This is a genomic window from Pontibacter saemangeumensis (assembly GCF_039541895.1).
Lineage (GTDB): Bacteria > Bacteroidota > Bacteroidia > Cytophagales > Hymenobacteraceae > Pontibacter > Pontibacter saemangeumensis.
Genome location: NZ_BAABHC010000039.1, coordinates 1 through 16,116, shown reverse-complemented (window position 1 = coordinate 16,116; position 16,116 = coordinate 1). Strand labels below are relative to the sequence as shown.

At 53.7% G+C, this 16,116-nt stretch carries 13 protein-coding genes and 1 tRNA gene; 9 read left to right on the top strand and 5 right to left on the bottom strand.

The annotated features are described in order from the left end of the window. Positions 1 to 20: 20 nt before the first annotated feature. Positions 21 to 3,491, top strand: coding sequence for a hypothetical protein (locus ABD920_RS22580; RefSeq protein ID WP_345162619.1), 3,471 nt, complete (start codon positions 21 to 23; stop codon positions 3,489 to 3,491). Between the two features lie 335 nt (positions 3,492 to 3,826). On the opposite strand, the gene rfaD is transcribed toward ABD920_RS22580, so the two are convergent. Then, positions 3,827 to 4,792, bottom strand: coding sequence for an ADP-glyceromanno-heptose 6-epimerase (gene rfaD, locus ABD920_RS22575; RefSeq protein WP_345162617.1), 966 nt, complete (start codon positions 4,790 to 4,792; stop codon positions 3,827 to 3,829). 95 nt (positions 4,793 to 4,887) lie between these two features. On the opposite strand from rfaD, the gene ABD920_RS22570 reads away from it, so the two are divergent. The 4 genes from ABD920_RS22570 to lpxB all read left to right on the top strand — a co-directional run bounded on the left by ABD920_RS22570 (position 4,888) and on the right by lpxB (position 8,388). Beyond that, positions 4,888 to 5,778 carry an ABC transporter substrate-binding protein gene (locus ABD920_RS22570; RefSeq protein ID WP_345162615.1) on the top strand — a complete coding sequence of 297 codons (891 nt, stop codon included), beginning with the start codon at positions 4,888 to 4,890 and terminating at the stop codon, positions 5,776 to 5,778. After that, positions 5,771 to 6,778: a FecCD family ABC transporter permease gene (locus ABD920_RS22565; RefSeq protein WP_345162613.1), complete on the top strand. Its 1,008-nt coding sequence runs from the start codon at positions 5,771 to 5,773 to the stop codon at positions 6,776 to 6,778. The genes ABD920_RS22570 and ABD920_RS22565 overlap by 8 nt, the downstream gene beginning before the upstream one ends. Next, entirely contained in the window at positions 6,779 to 7,201 is a 423-nt protein-coding gene (locus ABD920_RS22560) for a 6-pyruvoyl trahydropterin synthase family protein (protein ID WP_345162611.1), read from the top strand. A gap of 74 nt (positions 7,202 to 7,275) precedes the next feature. Then, positions 7,276 to 8,388: a lipid-A-disaccharide synthase gene (gene lpxB / locus ABD920_RS22555; RefSeq protein WP_345162609.1), complete on the top strand. Its 1,113-nt coding sequence runs from the start codon at positions 7,276 to 7,278 to the stop codon at positions 8,386 to 8,388. A gap of 134 nt (positions 8,389 to 8,522) precedes the next feature. Here lpxB and clpX read toward each other — a convergent pair whose 3' ends face one another. The 4 genes from clpX to ABD920_RS22535 form a co-directional block, all read right to left on the bottom strand. After that, positions 8,523 to 9,746, bottom strand: a complete 1,224-nt coding sequence (gene clpX, locus ABD920_RS22550) for an ATP-dependent Clp protease ATP-binding subunit ClpX (protein ID WP_345162607.1) — start codon at positions 9,744 to 9,746, stop codon at positions 8,523 to 8,525. A gap of 352 nt (positions 9,747 to 10,098) precedes the next feature. Then, positions 10,099 to 10,797, bottom strand: a complete 699-nt coding sequence (locus ABD920_RS22545) for a ClpP family protease (protein WP_345162605.1) — start codon at positions 10,795 to 10,797, stop codon at positions 10,099 to 10,101. Positions 10,798 to 10,883: 86 nt separating this feature from the next. Next, entirely contained in the window at positions 10,884 to 12,209 is a 1,326-nt protein-coding gene (tig, locus tag ABD920_RS22540) for a trigger factor (RefSeq protein WP_345162603.1), read from the bottom strand. A gap of 74 nt (positions 12,210 to 12,283) precedes the next feature. Beyond that, a tRNA-Leu gene (locus tag ABD920_RS22535) sits at positions 12,284 to 12,365 on the bottom strand. 251 nt (positions 12,366 to 12,616) lie between these two features. Between ABD920_RS22535 and ABD920_RS22530 the strand changes: the two genes are divergently transcribed. The 4 genes from ABD920_RS22530 (at position 12,617) to ABD920_RS22515 (ending at position 16,047) form a co-directional block, all read left to right on the top strand. After that, positions 12,617 to 14,812 (top strand): RelA/SpoT family protein, encoded by a 2,196-nt coding sequence (locus tag ABD920_RS22530; protein ID WP_425568680.1) that lies wholly within the window; start codon positions 12,617 to 12,619, stop codon positions 14,810 to 14,812. Positions 14,813 to 14,836: 24 nt separating this feature from the next. Further along, positions 14,837 to 15,337: a Fur family transcriptional regulator gene (locus ABD920_RS22525; RefSeq protein ID WP_345162597.1), complete on the top strand. Its 501-nt coding sequence runs from the start codon at positions 14,837 to 14,839 to the stop codon at positions 15,335 to 15,337. Then, positions 15,309 to 15,659 carry an STAS domain-containing protein gene (locus ABD920_RS22520; RefSeq protein ID WP_345162595.1) on the top strand — a complete coding sequence of 117 codons (351 nt, stop codon included), beginning with the start codon at positions 15,309 to 15,311 and terminating at the stop codon, positions 15,657 to 15,659. The genes ABD920_RS22525 and ABD920_RS22520 overlap by 29 nt, the downstream gene beginning before the upstream one ends. Before the next feature lie 154 nt (positions 15,660 to 15,813). Beyond that, positions 15,814 to 16,047, top strand: a complete 234-nt coding sequence (locus tag ABD920_RS22515) for a hypothetical protein (RefSeq protein WP_345162593.1) — start codon at positions 15,814 to 15,816, stop codon at positions 16,045 to 16,047. Positions 16,048 to 16,116: the final 69 nt, after the last annotated feature.

Genomic DNA, 16,116 nt, shown 5'->3' with positions numbered 1-16,116 from the left:
TGGGTTGGAGAGGGTTATATATGATGTTGCTGCTGGTCGGGTGGAGCGTGCCGCTGTTGGCGCAGACGCCGCTCGCCAACAACCAGCGCTGCGTCTGGCTGCCCGTTCCCGCCATGCCCCAGCAACTCGACTCCCTCACGCTCGTGCCAGAATCCGTCACCTTCACCCACCCAAAGAAAGAAGCTTTTGCCTTCGACTATAATTACAGCCTGAACGAGTTCACCCTCACCAGCTTTCCGGCGCCCGACTCCGTGGCCGTGGATACGCTGGGCACGATGCAGGCGCTCCGCGACTCGGTGCTGGTGTGTTTCCGGGTGATGCCACTGAACCTGACCAAACCCGCCTTCCGGCGCGACATCACCAAGCTGGAGGTGAACTCTTTCCGGGACGGCTTTTACCAGGAGGACATCACCACCAAAGAGGAGATTTTCCGGACGCCCGGCCTGAACAAGACTGGCAGCATCTCGAGGGGGATTTCTTTCGGAAACACACAGAACGTGTTCGTGAACTCGGCCTTGAATTTACAACTGGACGGGAAACTGACGGAGGATATCAGCATCACGGCCGCCATCACGGATCAGAACATCCCGTTTCAGCCGGAAGGCAATACGCAGCAGTTGCAGGAATTCGATAGGGTATATATAACGCTGCAGCACCGGCTCTGGCAATTGACGGCGGGCGATGTGGTGCTCAAAAGCAAACCGTCCTACTTTCTGCAGTATTATAAAAACGTGCAGGGCGGGGCTTTAGAGACGAAGTTCGGGAGCAGACCCGGGCGGGAAGGAGTGACGACGGTGGCGGCCTCCGTCTCGAAGGGCAAGTTTGCCTCGCAGGTGCTGGAGGCGCAGGAGGGGGTGCTGGGACCTTACAGGTTGCGCGGGCCGAACAACGAGCGCTTCATCATCGTGCTGGCCAACTCGGAGCGCGTGTTCCTGGACGGCAGGCTTTTGGTGCGGGGCTACGACTATGATTATGTGATAGATTATAACCAGGCGGAGATAACCTTCACCACCCGGCACGTCATCACCAAGAACACACGCCTGAAAGTGGATTTCGAATATTCCGACCAGAACTACAGCCGCGGTATATATAACCTGAGCCATTACCAGAACTTCGGGAAGCTGAAGGTATATGGCAATTACTACAATGAGTCGGATAACCCGAACAACCTCATCAACCTGAACCTGCAGGACGAGGAGAAGCGCCTGCTGGCCAGCGTGGGCGACAGCCTTGAACTGGCCGTGAGCACCGGCGCCGACAGCGTGGCCTTCGTGCCGACGCAGGTGCTGTACGCCCGCCGCGACACCATCTACAACGACGGGCAAACGGCAGCTTCCATCTACGTCTACTCCAACTCCCCCGACTCGGCTTTCTACAACGTGAGCTTTACGGAAGTCGGGCTCAACAAGGGAGATTATGTTCTGGCCAACAATGCCATCAACGGGCGGGTGTACCGCTGGGTGATGCCCGTAAATGGCGTGCCGCAGGGGAATTACGCGCCAATGCGGGTATTACCGACACCGAAGAAGAAGCAGCTGATCACGCTGGGCAGCAGTTATGAGTTGCAGCAGGGCGTGAGCTTTTTTGTGGAGGGCGCGGCCTCCGAAAACGACATCAACCGGTTTTCTGATATTGACTCCGGGGATGACCAGGGGAAAGCGATGCGGGTGGGGTACCTGGTGCAGGACAAAGAAGTGAAGCTGCTGGGCAAGTACCGGCTGAACAGCACCCTGAACTACGAGTACACTGACGAGAACTTTGCCCCCATTGACCGCTACCGACCTATCGAATTCGACCGCGACTGGAACCTGCTGACGACGGAGCAGGCGGAAGACCATATCCTTAACTTCGCGGTGGGCGCAGCGCAGGATGCGGCCAACCTGTTCAACTACCGCATCAGCAGGCGCTCCCGCCAGGATCAGCTGGACGGGGCGCAGCATTACCTGGACGTAATGAAAAAGCTGGGAAAACTGCAGTTGCGCAACCACCTGTTCATGCTCCAAAGCGAGCAGGAACAGCGGGAGTCTCAGTGGTACCGGGGTGATGTGGGGGCGGCCTACAACTTCGGAAAGATTTCACCTGGCTATATATACCGCTTCGACAAAAACAGGATAACGGCGCTTGGCAGTGATTCTGTGGTCGGCTCGGCCATGTATTTTGAGGAGCACCAGGTATATATAGAAAGCGGCGATTCCACGCGCACCAGGTTCCGGCTCGACTACAGCCACCGCAAAGACAGGCGCCCCACCGGCGTGGGCACCATGGGCCGGCCGGAGGTGGGCCAGACCTATAATGCCGTGCTGCAAACCAAGCTTGGGGCAGAGAATGAACTGTCGCTGCAGGGCACCTACCGGAAGCTGCGCGTGGTAACCGGCGATGACGAGGAAACCATCCAGTCGCGTGTAGACTGGAACGCGGGTTTTCTGGATGGTAGTTTCAGGTCGGAACTGAGTTACGCCACCGGCACGGGGCGAGAGCTGAAGCGCATCTATATCTTCCAGGAGACCCTGCCGGGGCAAGGCACCCACTACCTGCGCGAGGGCGGACAGCCAAGCGACCTGAACGATTACCTGGAGGCCCAGACCGTGGACCAGCGACGGTATATAAAAATCTACCTGCCCACCGACGAGTATATAAACGCCTACACCAACCGCTTCACTTACCGCCTCACCAGCAACACGCCCCGCAGCTGGCGCTCCGGCAAAGGCATCAAAGCCGGACTGGCGCACTTTTCCATGCTCACGTTTGTCAGCATCGATAAAAAAACGACGGACGAGGCTATAGAACAGCGCTTCAACCCATTTGCACAGGACATTCAAGACCAGTTTCTGATCTCGCTGGTAAAGTCGATGCGCCACACCGTGTACTTTAACCGCAGCAACCCCAAATACGGCGTGGAATACACGGTGCAGCAGAACCAGCAAAAGTCGCTGCTGACCAACGGCACCGAGACCCGCAATGTAGGCAGCCATCTGCTGGCTGGCCGCTTAAACCTGAACGAGGTGCTGAGCTCTCAGCTGACGCTGGGGCTGAACGTGCGGGAAAACCAATCGAATTTCCTGACTTCAAAAAACTTTGAGATCGAGAGCCGTGAACTCTCGCCGGAGCTGTCGTATCAGCCGAACACCAAGCTAAGGTTTACGGGCAAATACCAATATTCTCTGCGCGAAGACGTGATGGCAACGGCGGAGGCGGAGCAGCAGGGGGCGTTTCATGAACTGGGCGTAGAGGCGAAGCTGAGCCAGGTGAGCAAGCGCACCTTTACGGGCAACCTCAAGTACGTGAACATCGATTTTGATGGAGATGAGTTCTCCTACGTCGGCTACGAGATTTTGAACGCGCTGCGCCCGGGCAACAACATGACGTGGTCGCTGAACCTGCAGCAGCGCCTGAGCAACGGCCTCAACATCTCGCTGAACTACGATGGCCGCAAGGCAAACGGCGTCGGCGCGGTGCATACGGGCCGCACGCAGGTGTCGGTGCTGTTCTAATTTGCAGGAGCGCAGGCAGCGGCAAAAACTAAGTCCACTCACGCAATGCAAGTGGGCTTTATATATACAGTAGCCGGTTCATTCAGCCCTTGGCTATCAATAATACTTCCGCCATTGTTGGTGTTTTCACCAGCATTCCATTAGCCTTCCCCTTACAAGTCTTATCTGCCACGGCTATCAACTTTGCTGTTGGTGAAAACACCAACAGCGGCGGCTAAAAGCCATCAAGCTCAGCGCAACCCAAATAAAAAGCTGTTTCATTTCATCGGTTTTAAACCACAATGCCGCTTTGAGAACAGGAGCTCTCAGGGCGGTATTGCTCATATATCCAAGCGTTAGTAATATTCCCCTGGAATCAGGTAGTGCTGCACGTAATCCTTTACGCCTTCCTCCAGCGTGTAAAACGGTTTGTCGTACCCGATGGAGCGGAGCTTGCTCATGTTGGCCTCGGTGAAATACTGGTAAGTGTCGCGGATCGCCTCCGGCGTGTCCATGAAATCGATGTTAGGTTCCACGCCCATGGCATCAAAGGTGTTCAGGGCCAGCGCCATAAATGTGCGGGCCTGGCCGGAGCCAAGGTTGTAGATCCCGGAATTCTTGCGGTGGTGCATCAGGAAGAGGCACACGTCCACCACATCCTTCACATAGATGAAGTCACGCATCTGCTCGCCGTCGGCAAAGTCGGGGTTGTGCGAGCGGAACAGCGCCAGCCTTCCCTTTTCTTTGATCTGGTGATAGGCATGGAAGATCACCGACGCCATTTTCCCCTTGTGGTACTCGTTCGGGCCATATACGTTGAAGAACTTCAGCCCGGCCCAGAAGAAAGGCTTCGCCGTTTGCCCCAGCGCCCATATATCAAAGTCGTTCTTCGACTCGCCGTAAGGGTTCAGCGGCTTCAGTAGCGGAATGATCGTTTCATCGTCGTCGTAACCCAGGGCGCCTGCGCCGTAGGTGGCCGCCGACGAGGCATATACCAGCGGAATCTGGTACTCGCAGCAGGCGTTCCACACTTTCTTGGAGTAGTTCAGGTTCAGCAGGTCGAACACGTCTTTGTTGAATTCAGTCGTGTCGGTGCGGGCGCCGAGGTGGAAGATAAACTCTACCTCCTCGTACTTCTCGTCCAGCCACTCGAAAAACGTGTCGCGGTCCACAAACTCTTTTATCTTTTTCCCCCGCAGGTTGTCTTCTTTTTTAGCGACAGAAAAGTTGTCTACCACCACGATATGGTTGAAATTTGCCTGGTTCAGCCTGCTGACAAGGCAGCTGGCAATAAACCCTGCGGCACCGGTTACTACGATCATATTCAGTTTTTAAAGCTCTAACGTAAATTGCGTTAAATTTACTAAAATAAATGGAGCCGCCTTGCTTTGAGCCGGACCATAACCAAACCTCAAACTTGAAAAAGAAGCTACTCCCGCATTTTATATATATATGGATGCTGTGCCTGTCGGCGCTGACCTCCTGCAACCCGAAAGAGCAGGAAACACAAAAACAGGTGTTACTGAAAGATGATCTGGGGCGGGAGATCCGGCTGAACGGACAGCCCGGGCGCGTGATGGCGCTGGCCCCCTCCATGACGGAGATGCTGTTCGCCGTGCTCGACACCGGCACCATCGTGGGCCGCACCCAGAACGACAATTACCCGGCAGCTGCCCTGTCCAAACCGGTGGTGAACAATTACCCCATGGATTATGAGCAACTGCTGCGCCTGAAGCCAGACCTGATTTTCACGGTAGACGGCATTACGCCCCTGGATGTGGCGGCACGGCTGGGGGAACTGGGTATCCCGGTGTATTATCAGAAATATGCGTCGGTGGAGGATATTTTCTCGGGGCTGGAGGATATCGGCCGGATCATGGGGCGGGAAGCGCAGGCCCGGCAGCTCACGGATTCGCTGCGGCGGGAGGTGGCGCAGATCGCCGCACGGCACCAGGGCCAGGCCCGGCCGCTGCGGGTGCTGGGCCTGGCCGGCTACGACCCGATCTATGTATATGGCCACAGCACGGTAATATCAGACAAGCTGCGCATTTTAGGCGCTGAGAACGCGGTGGAGGAAACGTTTGATGCCATGACGCGGGAATACATCCTCAAAAGCAACCCGGATGTGCTGCTGGGAGGGACCCCGCAGGAACTCGAGGAGAGCTTCTTCGGCATATACCCGGAACTCCGCAAGATAAACGCCTACCAGAACCAGCGCCTGTACGCCCCCAACTTCGACCTGATGTCCCGCCCGTCGCCGCGCGTAGTGGAGTCCATTCGCGAACTGGAAGATTTCCTGTATGAGTAAGGCGCTTTATTTCATAGCGGCGCTTCTGCTCATCCTGGCGGTGCTGGTGCTGGGCTTGCAGGTGGGCTCTTTCGAGTCTGACCTTGGCGTTTTAGCCGATGCTTTCCTGCACTACGATGCGGCCAACACCACGCACTTTGCCATTATGCACCTGCGCCTGCCGCGGCTGTTGCTGGCGTTGGTTGTCGGGGCTTCGCTCGCCATGTCCGGGTACCTGATGCAGGCGATGGTGAACAACGGCCTTGCCGACCCTTATCTGCTGGGAACTGCCTCCGGCGCTTCGTTAGGGGCTATCATCGTGTTCTTCGGGTTCGTGCCCATCACGCTGCTCGGTGTTTATATGCCGCCCATCTTCGCTTTGCTTGGGGCCTTTGTGGTCACGTTGGTAGTGGTGGCGCTGGGGTACCGCAAGCGGCAGCTCATTCCGTCGCAATTGCTGCTGGCAGGTATCGCCATCAGCTCGCTGGGTACGGCGATGGTCGGGCTGCTTACGTTTTTGTCTGATTCGGAGAGCAAGCTGCGCACAGTTATTTTCTGGTCGATGGGGAGCTTTGAGCGCGCCAGCTGGGAGGTACTGCCATATCCGGCCGTGGCGCTGCTGCTGGCCTTGCTGCTGTTTGTCTATTACCAGAAGCAGCTGAACATCCTGCTGCTGGGGGAGGAGCGGGCAGAGGCGCTGGGCGTGCCCGTGGCGCAGACCCGTTGGGTGATTCTAGGAACGGTTTCAGTGGTGACGGGGTTTGCGGTGGCCACTTCGGGGCCTATCGGTTTTGTGGGGCTGATCATTCCGCACGTCACGCGCGGGCTCATGGGCACGACAGGGCAGGCGAACCTGCTTTTCTGCGCGTTTGTGGGGGGGCTCTTCATGCTGCTCTGCGATTTACTGTCGCGTTTGATTTACCCGCCCGCCGGCTTGCCGATTGGAATCATTACTTCGTTCTTTGGTGTTCCTTTCTTCGTATATTTGCTACTCAGAAAGAATTACAATTTTAAAGGTTAGATGATTTACGTAAGCAGGTTAGAGCACTTTAATGCGGCCCACAAGCTGCACAACCCGAACTGGTCGTTGGCGAAGAATAAGGAGGTTTTCGGGCCGTGTGCCAACACCAACTGGCACGGGCACAACTATGAGCTGATCGTGACGGTGAAAGGCCTGCCCGATCCGGAAACCGGCTTTGTGATCGACCTCAAAAAGCTCAGCACGCTCATCCGCACCCATATCATCGAGAAGGTGGACCACAAAAACCTGAACCTTGACGTGGATTTTATGGAGGACAAGCTGGCCAGCACCGAGCACCTGATTGTGGAGTTCTGGAAGATCCTGCAGCCCCGCGTGCTGGACATCTCCGAAAAAAACGCACAGCTGCACAGCCTGAAGCTTTACGAAACGCCGCGCAATTACGTAGAGTATTTCGGCGAGTAACAGCAAGCGCCTCTTACATTCCAGCGCTGCCCATCCGATACCTGTTCCGGTAGACGCTAACAGAAACAAACTGCATGAAATATTACATCATAGCCGGGGAGCGCTCCGGCGATTTACACGCCTCCAACCTCATCAGACAGCTCCGGGAGAAAGACCCGGAAGCGCAGATCAGGGGCTGGGGCGGCGATATGATGCAGGAAGCCGGCATGGACCTGGTGCGTCATTACCAGGAGATGGCATTCATGGGCTTTGCCGAGGTGGTTAAAAACATCGGGAAGGTGCTGGGCTTTCTGAGAGAGTGCAAAAAGGATATAAAAAGCTATCAGCCGGATGTGGTGATCCTGGTGGATTATGCTGGTTTTAACATGCGCATCGCGAAGTTCGCCAAGGCCCGTGGCATCAAAGTGTTCTACTATATATCCCCGAAGATATGGGCCTGGAACCAGGGGCGGGTGCATAAGATCAAAAAGGTGGTGGACCGGATGTTCGTGATCATGCCCTTCGAGGAAGACTTTTATGCCCGCTTCGACTACAAGGTGGATTACGTGGGCAACCCGGTATATGACTCGGTGACCGACTTCGTCCGCACGCCCGATTTCCGGACCCGGAACAAGCTCTACAACAACAAACCCATTATTGCCATACTGCCGGGAAGCCGGAAGCAGGAGATAGAGGGCATGCTGGACGTGATGCTGAGTGTGCTGCCGTCGTTCCGCGATTACCAGTTTGTGGTGGCGGGGGTCACTAACTTCTCAAAGGAATACTACGAGCAGTATAACAAAGACCCCAACATCAAGATCATATATGACCAGACCTACGACCTGCTGGCCCATGCGCAGGCGGCGCTCGTAACCTCCGGAACGGCTACGCTGGAAACCGCGCTGTTCGGCGTGCCGCAGGTGGTGTGCTATAAAACCAGCGCCATTTCTTACTCCATCGCCAAAATGGTGATCAAGGTGCCCTATATCTCGCTGGTGAACCTGATTGCTGACAAGCCGGTGGTAACCGAGCTGATACAGGACGACTTCACCCCGAAGAAGATCGTCGCGGAGCTTAAGAACGTGCTCTTCGACAAGCACTTCATCAAGAAGCAGGGAGACGGTTATGCGCTGGTGCGCCGGAAAATCGGCGACTTCCGGACCGCAGAGCGCGCCGCCGAACTGATGGTGCAGTACCTGGAGGCCTAGCCGGTTAAGCACCGCAGCTACACCCGTCAGATTGCACATCTCCTCTATATAAACAGGAAGCCCCGGCAATATATAACTGCCGGGGCTTCCTGTTTATATAGAGGAGATGTTATTTCCCCCCTTTCTCAGATCAGCTAAGCCACTTTCAGTTGCTTCAGCGTAGATTTCTCAAATTTTTCACGGGCATAATCCCCTGTGATCAGCAGCTCTTTAGTGCCTTCCTCTGACGGCAGCTCAAACATAGCGTCCGTCATGATGCCTTCGCAGATGGAGCGGAGCCCGCGGGCACCCAGCTTGTACTCAAAGGCTTTCTCCACAATATAGTCCACCGCGCTTTCGTCGAAGCTGAGGTTGATGTTCTCCATCTCGAACAGGCGCTTGTACTGCTTCACGATAGAGTTCTTCGGCTCTTTCAAGATCAGTCGCAGGGTGTCTTTGTCCAGCGGGTCGAGGTGCGTCACGACTGGCAGGCGGCCGATGAGTTCGGGAATCAGGCCGAAGTTTTTTAGGTCCTGGGCGGTGAGGTACTTCAGGAAGTTCTCGTTTTCCTCTGCGTCGTCCTGCTTCGACTTCGAGAAGCCGATGGGGCGGGTATTCAGACGGTTTTTGATCAGCCTGTCGATGCCCACAAATGCCCCGCCGCATATAAACAGGATGTTCTCCGTGTTCACAGAGATCATTTTCTGCTCCGGGTGCTTACGGCCTCCCTGCGGCGGCACGTTCACAGAGGTGCCCTCCAGCAGTTTGAGCAAGGCCTGCTGCACGCCCTCGCCACTCACGTCGCGCGTAATGGACGGGTTGTCGCTCTTGCGGGCGATCTTGTCAATCTCATCTATATATACGATGCCGCGTTCCGCAGACTCCACGTTGTAATCAGCGGCCTGCAGCAGGCGCGTCAGGATGCTTTCCACGTCCTCGCCCACATAACCGGCCTCTGTCAGCACCGTGGCATCGGCGATGCAGAAAGGCACCTGTAGGATACCGGCCATCATGCGCGCCAGGTACGTTTTGCCTGTGCCCGTTTCGCCCACCATGATGATGTTCGACTTCTCAATGATCACGTCCTGATTCTCAGTAGGCTGCATCAGGCGCTTGTAGTGGTTGTATACCGCTACCGACATCACTTTCTTCGCCTCATCCTGGCCTACCACAAACTGGTCGAGGTAGCCTTTCATCTCTTTCGGCTTCATCAGGTTGAACTTCGGAGTACGGCTGTTCGCGCGAATTTTGTTCTCCTCGTTCAGGATTTGCTGCGCCTGCCCGATGCAACGGTCACAAATGTGCGCGTTGATACCGGAGATCATCACCGATACATCCTTCTTGTTTTTGCCACAAAATGAGCATGTAATTTCTGCCATAAGAACCAGTTGAGCCAGATAATTGCGGCCTTGCAAGTCAAAGCCTGAAACAAAGGTACAAAATTGAAAAGTTATTCAAGCACAATATTTTTAACGCAAATGTTGTGATAGCGTTAAAACCATGGCTTAAATTTTAAGATGTCTATTTTTATATTATTAAATAATATACTGATTTTAAATTACTTACATGTGTAATGTTTCCACATATACCTGTTGATAAGTTTTTTCAGATTATGAGATTTTTAGAAGAAAATGCGCTGCAACCACGGCGTATACAGGTGCAGGTCAGGCAAATAAAAACCCGCTCCAGTTTTCGGAGCGGGTTTTGTGCAATTTCACATAAGCATAATGCTTAGCCTTTCTTACGGACCAGCACTTCGTCAATCAGGCCGTACTCCTTGGCCTCATCGGCCTTCATCCAGTAGTCGCGGTCAGAGTTGTCATATACCTCCTGGTAAGATTTACCGGAATGCTCCGCCAGGATCTCATATAGCTCTTTCTTGAGCTTCAGGATCTCGCGGGCCGTGATCTCGATGTCAGAAGCCTGGCCCTGGGCACCGCCCATTGGCTGGTGGATCATGACACGGGCATGCGGCAGGGCAGAGCGCTTGTTGGGGGCGCCTCCGGCCAGTAGCACGGCACCCATCGAAGCAGCCAGTCCGGTGCAGATGGTGGCCACATCCGGGCTCACATACTGCATGGTGTCATATATACCGAGGCCGGCATACACCGAGCCGCCCGGGCTGTTTATATATAACAGGATGTCTTTCTTCGCATCCGCCGACTCTAAGAATAGAAGCTGCGCCGTAATGATGTTGGCGATAAAGTCATCTACTTGCGTACCGAGGAAAATGATTCGGTCCATGATCAGACGGGAGAATACGTCAATCTCACGGAAGTTGGTCGGGCGTTCCTCAATCACAGAGCGCGTCATGCTTTCGATGGTGTGCATGGCCTTGCTCTCCACGTGGTGGAGGTATTGATCTACGCCCAGGCTGCTCATGCCCTGGCCTTTAACGGCAAATTTCCGGAACTCGTCTTTGTTAAACATATCTTGTTTAGGTTTACGGTTTATTCAAAAATAAAAAAGGTCCTCTAAAAAAAGGACCTTTTTGCTAATATACTTGATTCGTTTGCTTATTCAAACGAATTGTTTTTGAAGTCCTCTGCAGTGATCGTTTTCTCTACAACAGTCATCTGCTCTTTTAGTTTAGCGAGCACCTTCTCGGCCAGCAGTTGCTCGTACTCCTGTATATAGTTACGGCCGTTGTCCTGCTGCAGGTACTGGTTGGCATAGTTGTTCATGCTCTCCAGCAGCTCCTCGGGTATCTCCGGCATGTTGAACTGGGCAAGCATCTTTTCTTTCGTGGCTTCCACCACTTCCTCGTTGCTCACTTTCAACTCGTTCTCCTCTACCACCTTGTTCTTGATCATCGACCACTTCAGCTCGCGCAGGTACTTGTCAAAGTTCTCCTCGATCTGCTCCGCCGTCAGTTTGCCCTCGTTGGTTACCTGCAGCCAGCGCTTGAAGAACTCAGTCGGCAGCTCCACGTCCGTGTTATCCACCAGCGTGTCGATGATGTTGCGATACAGCAGGTTGTCAGCCTCGCGCTCGTAGTTCTCCTTGATGGTTTCGCGCAGCTTGGCGTCGAAGTCTTCCTCCGTCGTTACTTCGTCTTTACCGAAAAGTTTGTCAAAAAGTTCTTGGTTTAGCTCGGCAGGCTCGGTGCGGCTGATCTTATCCAAGGTGAACTCAAACTCGCCGTTCAGGTCAGCCACCTCTTCTTTGCCCAAGCCGGTTACATGCGCCAGGGCCGCGTTGTCGTCGCCGAATGTTTTACGTAGATCGAAACGCAGCACGTCGCCGGCTTTCACGCCCACAAACTGCTCCTTGCCTTCCACCACGCGGGTGGTCGGGATGAGTGTTTTGGATGAAAACTCGCCCTCTACTGCCTTCAGCTCACCGGATATGAAGTCGCCCTCCTCAGATGTCTCCGGATTCACGGTTTTGCCGAACTGGCGCTTCAGGTTGGCATAGGCCTCGTCGATCGTTTTCTGGTCTACTTCAATATTAAAGCCTTCCACGCTCTTGTCGAGCGGCAGGTTTATCTCCGGCAGCAAGCCCACCTGGTAGTTAAACTCGAATTCTTTCTGGTTGTCCCAGTCAATCTGCGCCTGGCTTGGCTCCGGAAGCGGCTCGCCCAGCAGCTTTACATCGTTCTCGCGGATGTACTTGGAGATCTCCTCCTGCAGCAGCTTGTTGATCTGCTCCACCAGGATGCTCTTGCCGTACATCTTCTTTACAAGCCCTGCCGGCACTTTGCCAGGTCTGAAGCCCTTGATCTGGGCTTTTTTGCTGTATTCTTTTACCTGCTGGTCAACTTTTGGGGCGTAGTCGGCCTCCTCCAGTACTACCTTCAGTTGCGCGTTGGTGCTGTCGGTTTGGTTTAATGTAATATTCAAGGCTTATCAGGTTTAATATTTGAAATATCTACTAAAAACAAACCCCCAACATGGCTGTTGAGGGTTTATGATTGTGCGGATGGAGGGACTCGAACCCCCATGCCTCGCAGCGCTAGATCCTAAGTCTAGTGCGTCTACCAATTTCGCCACATCCGCATGCATGTGCTTTTTGTAATAGTGGTGCAAAGTTACTACCTCAATTTTTAAATGCAATACCGGCCCTTAAAATTTATGAAATATTTTTAACTTACAAAGGGTGCCAACCTGCCGTGGCGGGTTATTGGTTGCATTTTATAATCCGTTATATTTGAACGAATATCCCGGCTACCTTATTTATATAGTGTACAGGAGGTATATACGCACCGGGAAAGGGCGTATATATACCTGTTCTTCCACAATAATTGAACATGATTGATCCAGAAGCAGAGCGCAAAGAGATCTTAAGACACTACCGACGGTTACTCCGTTACGCCAAGCCTTTCCTGAAGGACAACGATGCCAAAATCATCAAGAAAGCTTTTAACACCTCGCTGGAGGCGCATAGCGGCATGCGCCGCAAATCCGGCGAGCCCTATATCCTGCACCCGCTGGCCGTGGCCCAGATTGCGGTAGAGGAAATCGGGCTGGGCACCACCTCCATCGTGGCGGCGCTGCTGCACGATGTGGTGGAGGACACCGAGATGGAGATTTCGGATGTGGAGCGGGAATTCGGCCCGAGCGTGGCCAAGATCATCGAGGGGCTTACCAAAATCTCCGGTGTGTTCGACTACGGCACCTCGCAGCAGGCCGAGAACTTCCGGAAGATGCTGCTCACGCTGAGCGACGATGTGCGCGTGATCCTGATAAAGCTGGCCGACCGCCTGCACAACATGCGCACCCTCGACAGCATGCCGCGCCACAAGCAGCTCAAGATCGCCTCCGAAACCATGTATTTATATGCCCCGCTGGCGCACCGGCTGGGTTTATATGCCTTTAAGATGGAACTCGAGGACCTGTACCTCAAGTACACCGACACGGAGACGTATAAAGACATATCCAACAAGATACGCCAGACACGCAGTGCCCGAAACAAGTTTATCAAAGACTTTACGGCGCCGATTGAGGAGGAACTGCGGAAGTATGGTTTCAAGTTCGCGATCAAGGGGAGGCCGAAGTCCATCTACTCCATCCTGAAGAAGATCAAAAAGCAGAACATCACCTTTGATGAAATCTATGACCTGTTCGCGATCCGGATTATACTGGACGTGCCCCTGGAGAACGAGAAGGCGGCCTGCTGGCAGGTATACTCTATTATAACAGACTTTTACCAGCCGAGCCCCGACCGCCTGCGCGACTGGGTGAACACGCCCAAGGCAAATGGGTACGAGTCGTTGCACACCACGGTAATGAGCCGCTCGGGGCAGTGGGTGGAGGTGCAGATCCGGACCAAACGCATGGACGAGATTGCCGAGCGCGGCTACGCGGCCCACTGGAAGTATAAAACAGAGGGAGTCGCCTCGGGTGAGTCCGGGCTGGAAATGTGGATAAACAAGGTGCGCGATATGTTGGAGGCCAACAATTCCAACGCGCTCGAGTTTATGGACGAGTTCCGTAAGAACCTGTTCGTGGAGGAGGTGTTCGTGTTTACACCCAAGGGGGAGCTGATCATTCTGCCGGACAAAGCCACCGCCCTCGACTTTGCCTTCGAGATACACACCCATATAGGTCTGCAGTGCCTCGGCGCGAAAGTAAACCAGAAACTGGTGCCGCTCAGCTATAAGCTGAAGAACGGGGACCAGGTGGAAATTCTCACCTCGCAAAAGCAAAAGCCGAACGAGGAGTGGCTGCAGTACGCCGTCACCTCCAAGGCACGCACGCGCATAAAGGACGCACTGCGCGAGGAGCGTAAGTACAAGGCCGAGCTCGGCAAGGGGATGCTGGAGAACCGGATGAAACAGCTGGAGGTGAACGACACGCAGAACAACATCAATAAACTGCAGGCGTACTTTAATGTGCCGTCGGTGCAGGATCTGTATTACCGCATCGCGACGGGGCATATAGATATTAAGAGCATCAAAGAAGTTATTTTTACGGCCACTGCTGAGAAGGGCTCCTCTATGCTGGAGCCAAAGTCTTTCGACAAGGAAGTGCAGAAGATCCGGGGGGTGAACTCCGACATGCTGGTGATTGGGGAGAACACCGCCAACATGGAGAACTACACGGTGGCCAAGTGCTGCAACCCCATACCGGGCGACGATGTGTTTGGCTTCCAGACCGAGGACGGGGGCATCGAAATCCACCGGACCAGCTGTAAGCGCGGCATCGAGCTCATGTCGAACTACGGTAACAGGATCATCAAAGCCAAGTGGACGGATCAGAAAGAGCTCGCCTTCCTGGCCGGTATCCGCATCAAGGGAACGGACCGGGTGGGCCTGGTGAACGACCTGACGAAAGTGATCTCCACCAGCTTGAAAGTAAACATGCGCTCCATCACCATCGACTCCAACGACGGGATCTTTGAGGGCAACATCATGGTTTTTGTAAACGATACCGGCCACCTTGATCTGCTGATGCAGCGTATGGGCAGGGTAAGCGGCGTGCTCACGGTAGAGCGCTTCGATTAAAGGGGGGCTATTTGTAAAACAGATATGGCATTAAACACAGTAAAGTTCGAAGAAGTAAAAAAGATATTCACGGCGTACCTGGAGAGCAAGGGCCTGCGGAAAACGCCTGAGCGCTACGCCATTTTAGAGGAGATATACTCCCGTGACGGGCATTTTGACGTGGAGTCGCTCTACATCAGCATGAAGAACAAGAACTACCAGGTAAGCCGGGCCACCGTATACAACACCCTGGATTTGCTGGTGGAGAACGACCTGGTGAGCAAGCACCAGTTCGGGCGCAACCTGGCCCAGTACGAGAAATCATACGGCTACCGGCAGCACGACCACGTGATTTGCACCGAGTGCCACAAGGTGGTGGAGTTCTGCGACCCCCGCATCCATAATATCCAGACCATGGTGGGGGACCTGTTAAATTTTCATATCTTGCACCATTCCCTAAATTTATATGGTATCTGCGGCGATTGCCGCGCCAAGAAAGCGACAGAAGCGCAGCAACATGAAGTATCAGACAGAGCTCAAGGATGACATTCTCTTTATCAGGCTGATGGGAGACCTGATAGCCGGTACTGACACACAGCGCCTGATAGAGGATGTGGACGGCGGCAAGCCCCTGGTTTCCCTGCTTTGCGCCGTAGACCTCTCCAACGTGCGCTTCATGGACAGTAGCGGCATGGGCGTGCTGGTCTCGCTGCTCACCAAGTTCCGGAACCGCGGCGGCGAACTGGTCCTTATCAAGCCATCCGACCACATCCGCAAGCTTTTGATCGTGACAAAGCTGAACGCAATTTTTACTATCGCAGAAAATGATGATTTTGCGGTGCAATTCTTAAAAGAATCAATTTATTGATGCTTTGCTACATAGCAGCGGCTTAAAAACAGAGGGCTACTCAATAATTGGGTAGCCCTCTGTTTTTGATATAAGTTGTGCTTTTACTCAGCAGCTTATTGAAAAACAATGTATATTTCATATTCACACAATCAATCTCATCAATCCGTTATTTATGGCTTATATAAGATTAGCAATAGCGATATTGTTGCTATGCACATGGACTAACTTATATGCTGCTCCTGAGGATACACTTATATCAAAAGCCTATATACAATCCCTTGAGGAGAAGGTACAAAGGTTAGAATCAAACACTGGAGATAGTGAACTATCAAGTGAGAGGTGGGATCTGCTCAATGATAAGATAGAGAACCTCCAAGGAGAGACTGAGCGTTCTGAGATGCTCTAGTAAATACGGACAGTCGATTTGCTTAATTTAGCAAATCAATATGAAAGAAAAACCATTAACTGTTAGCCG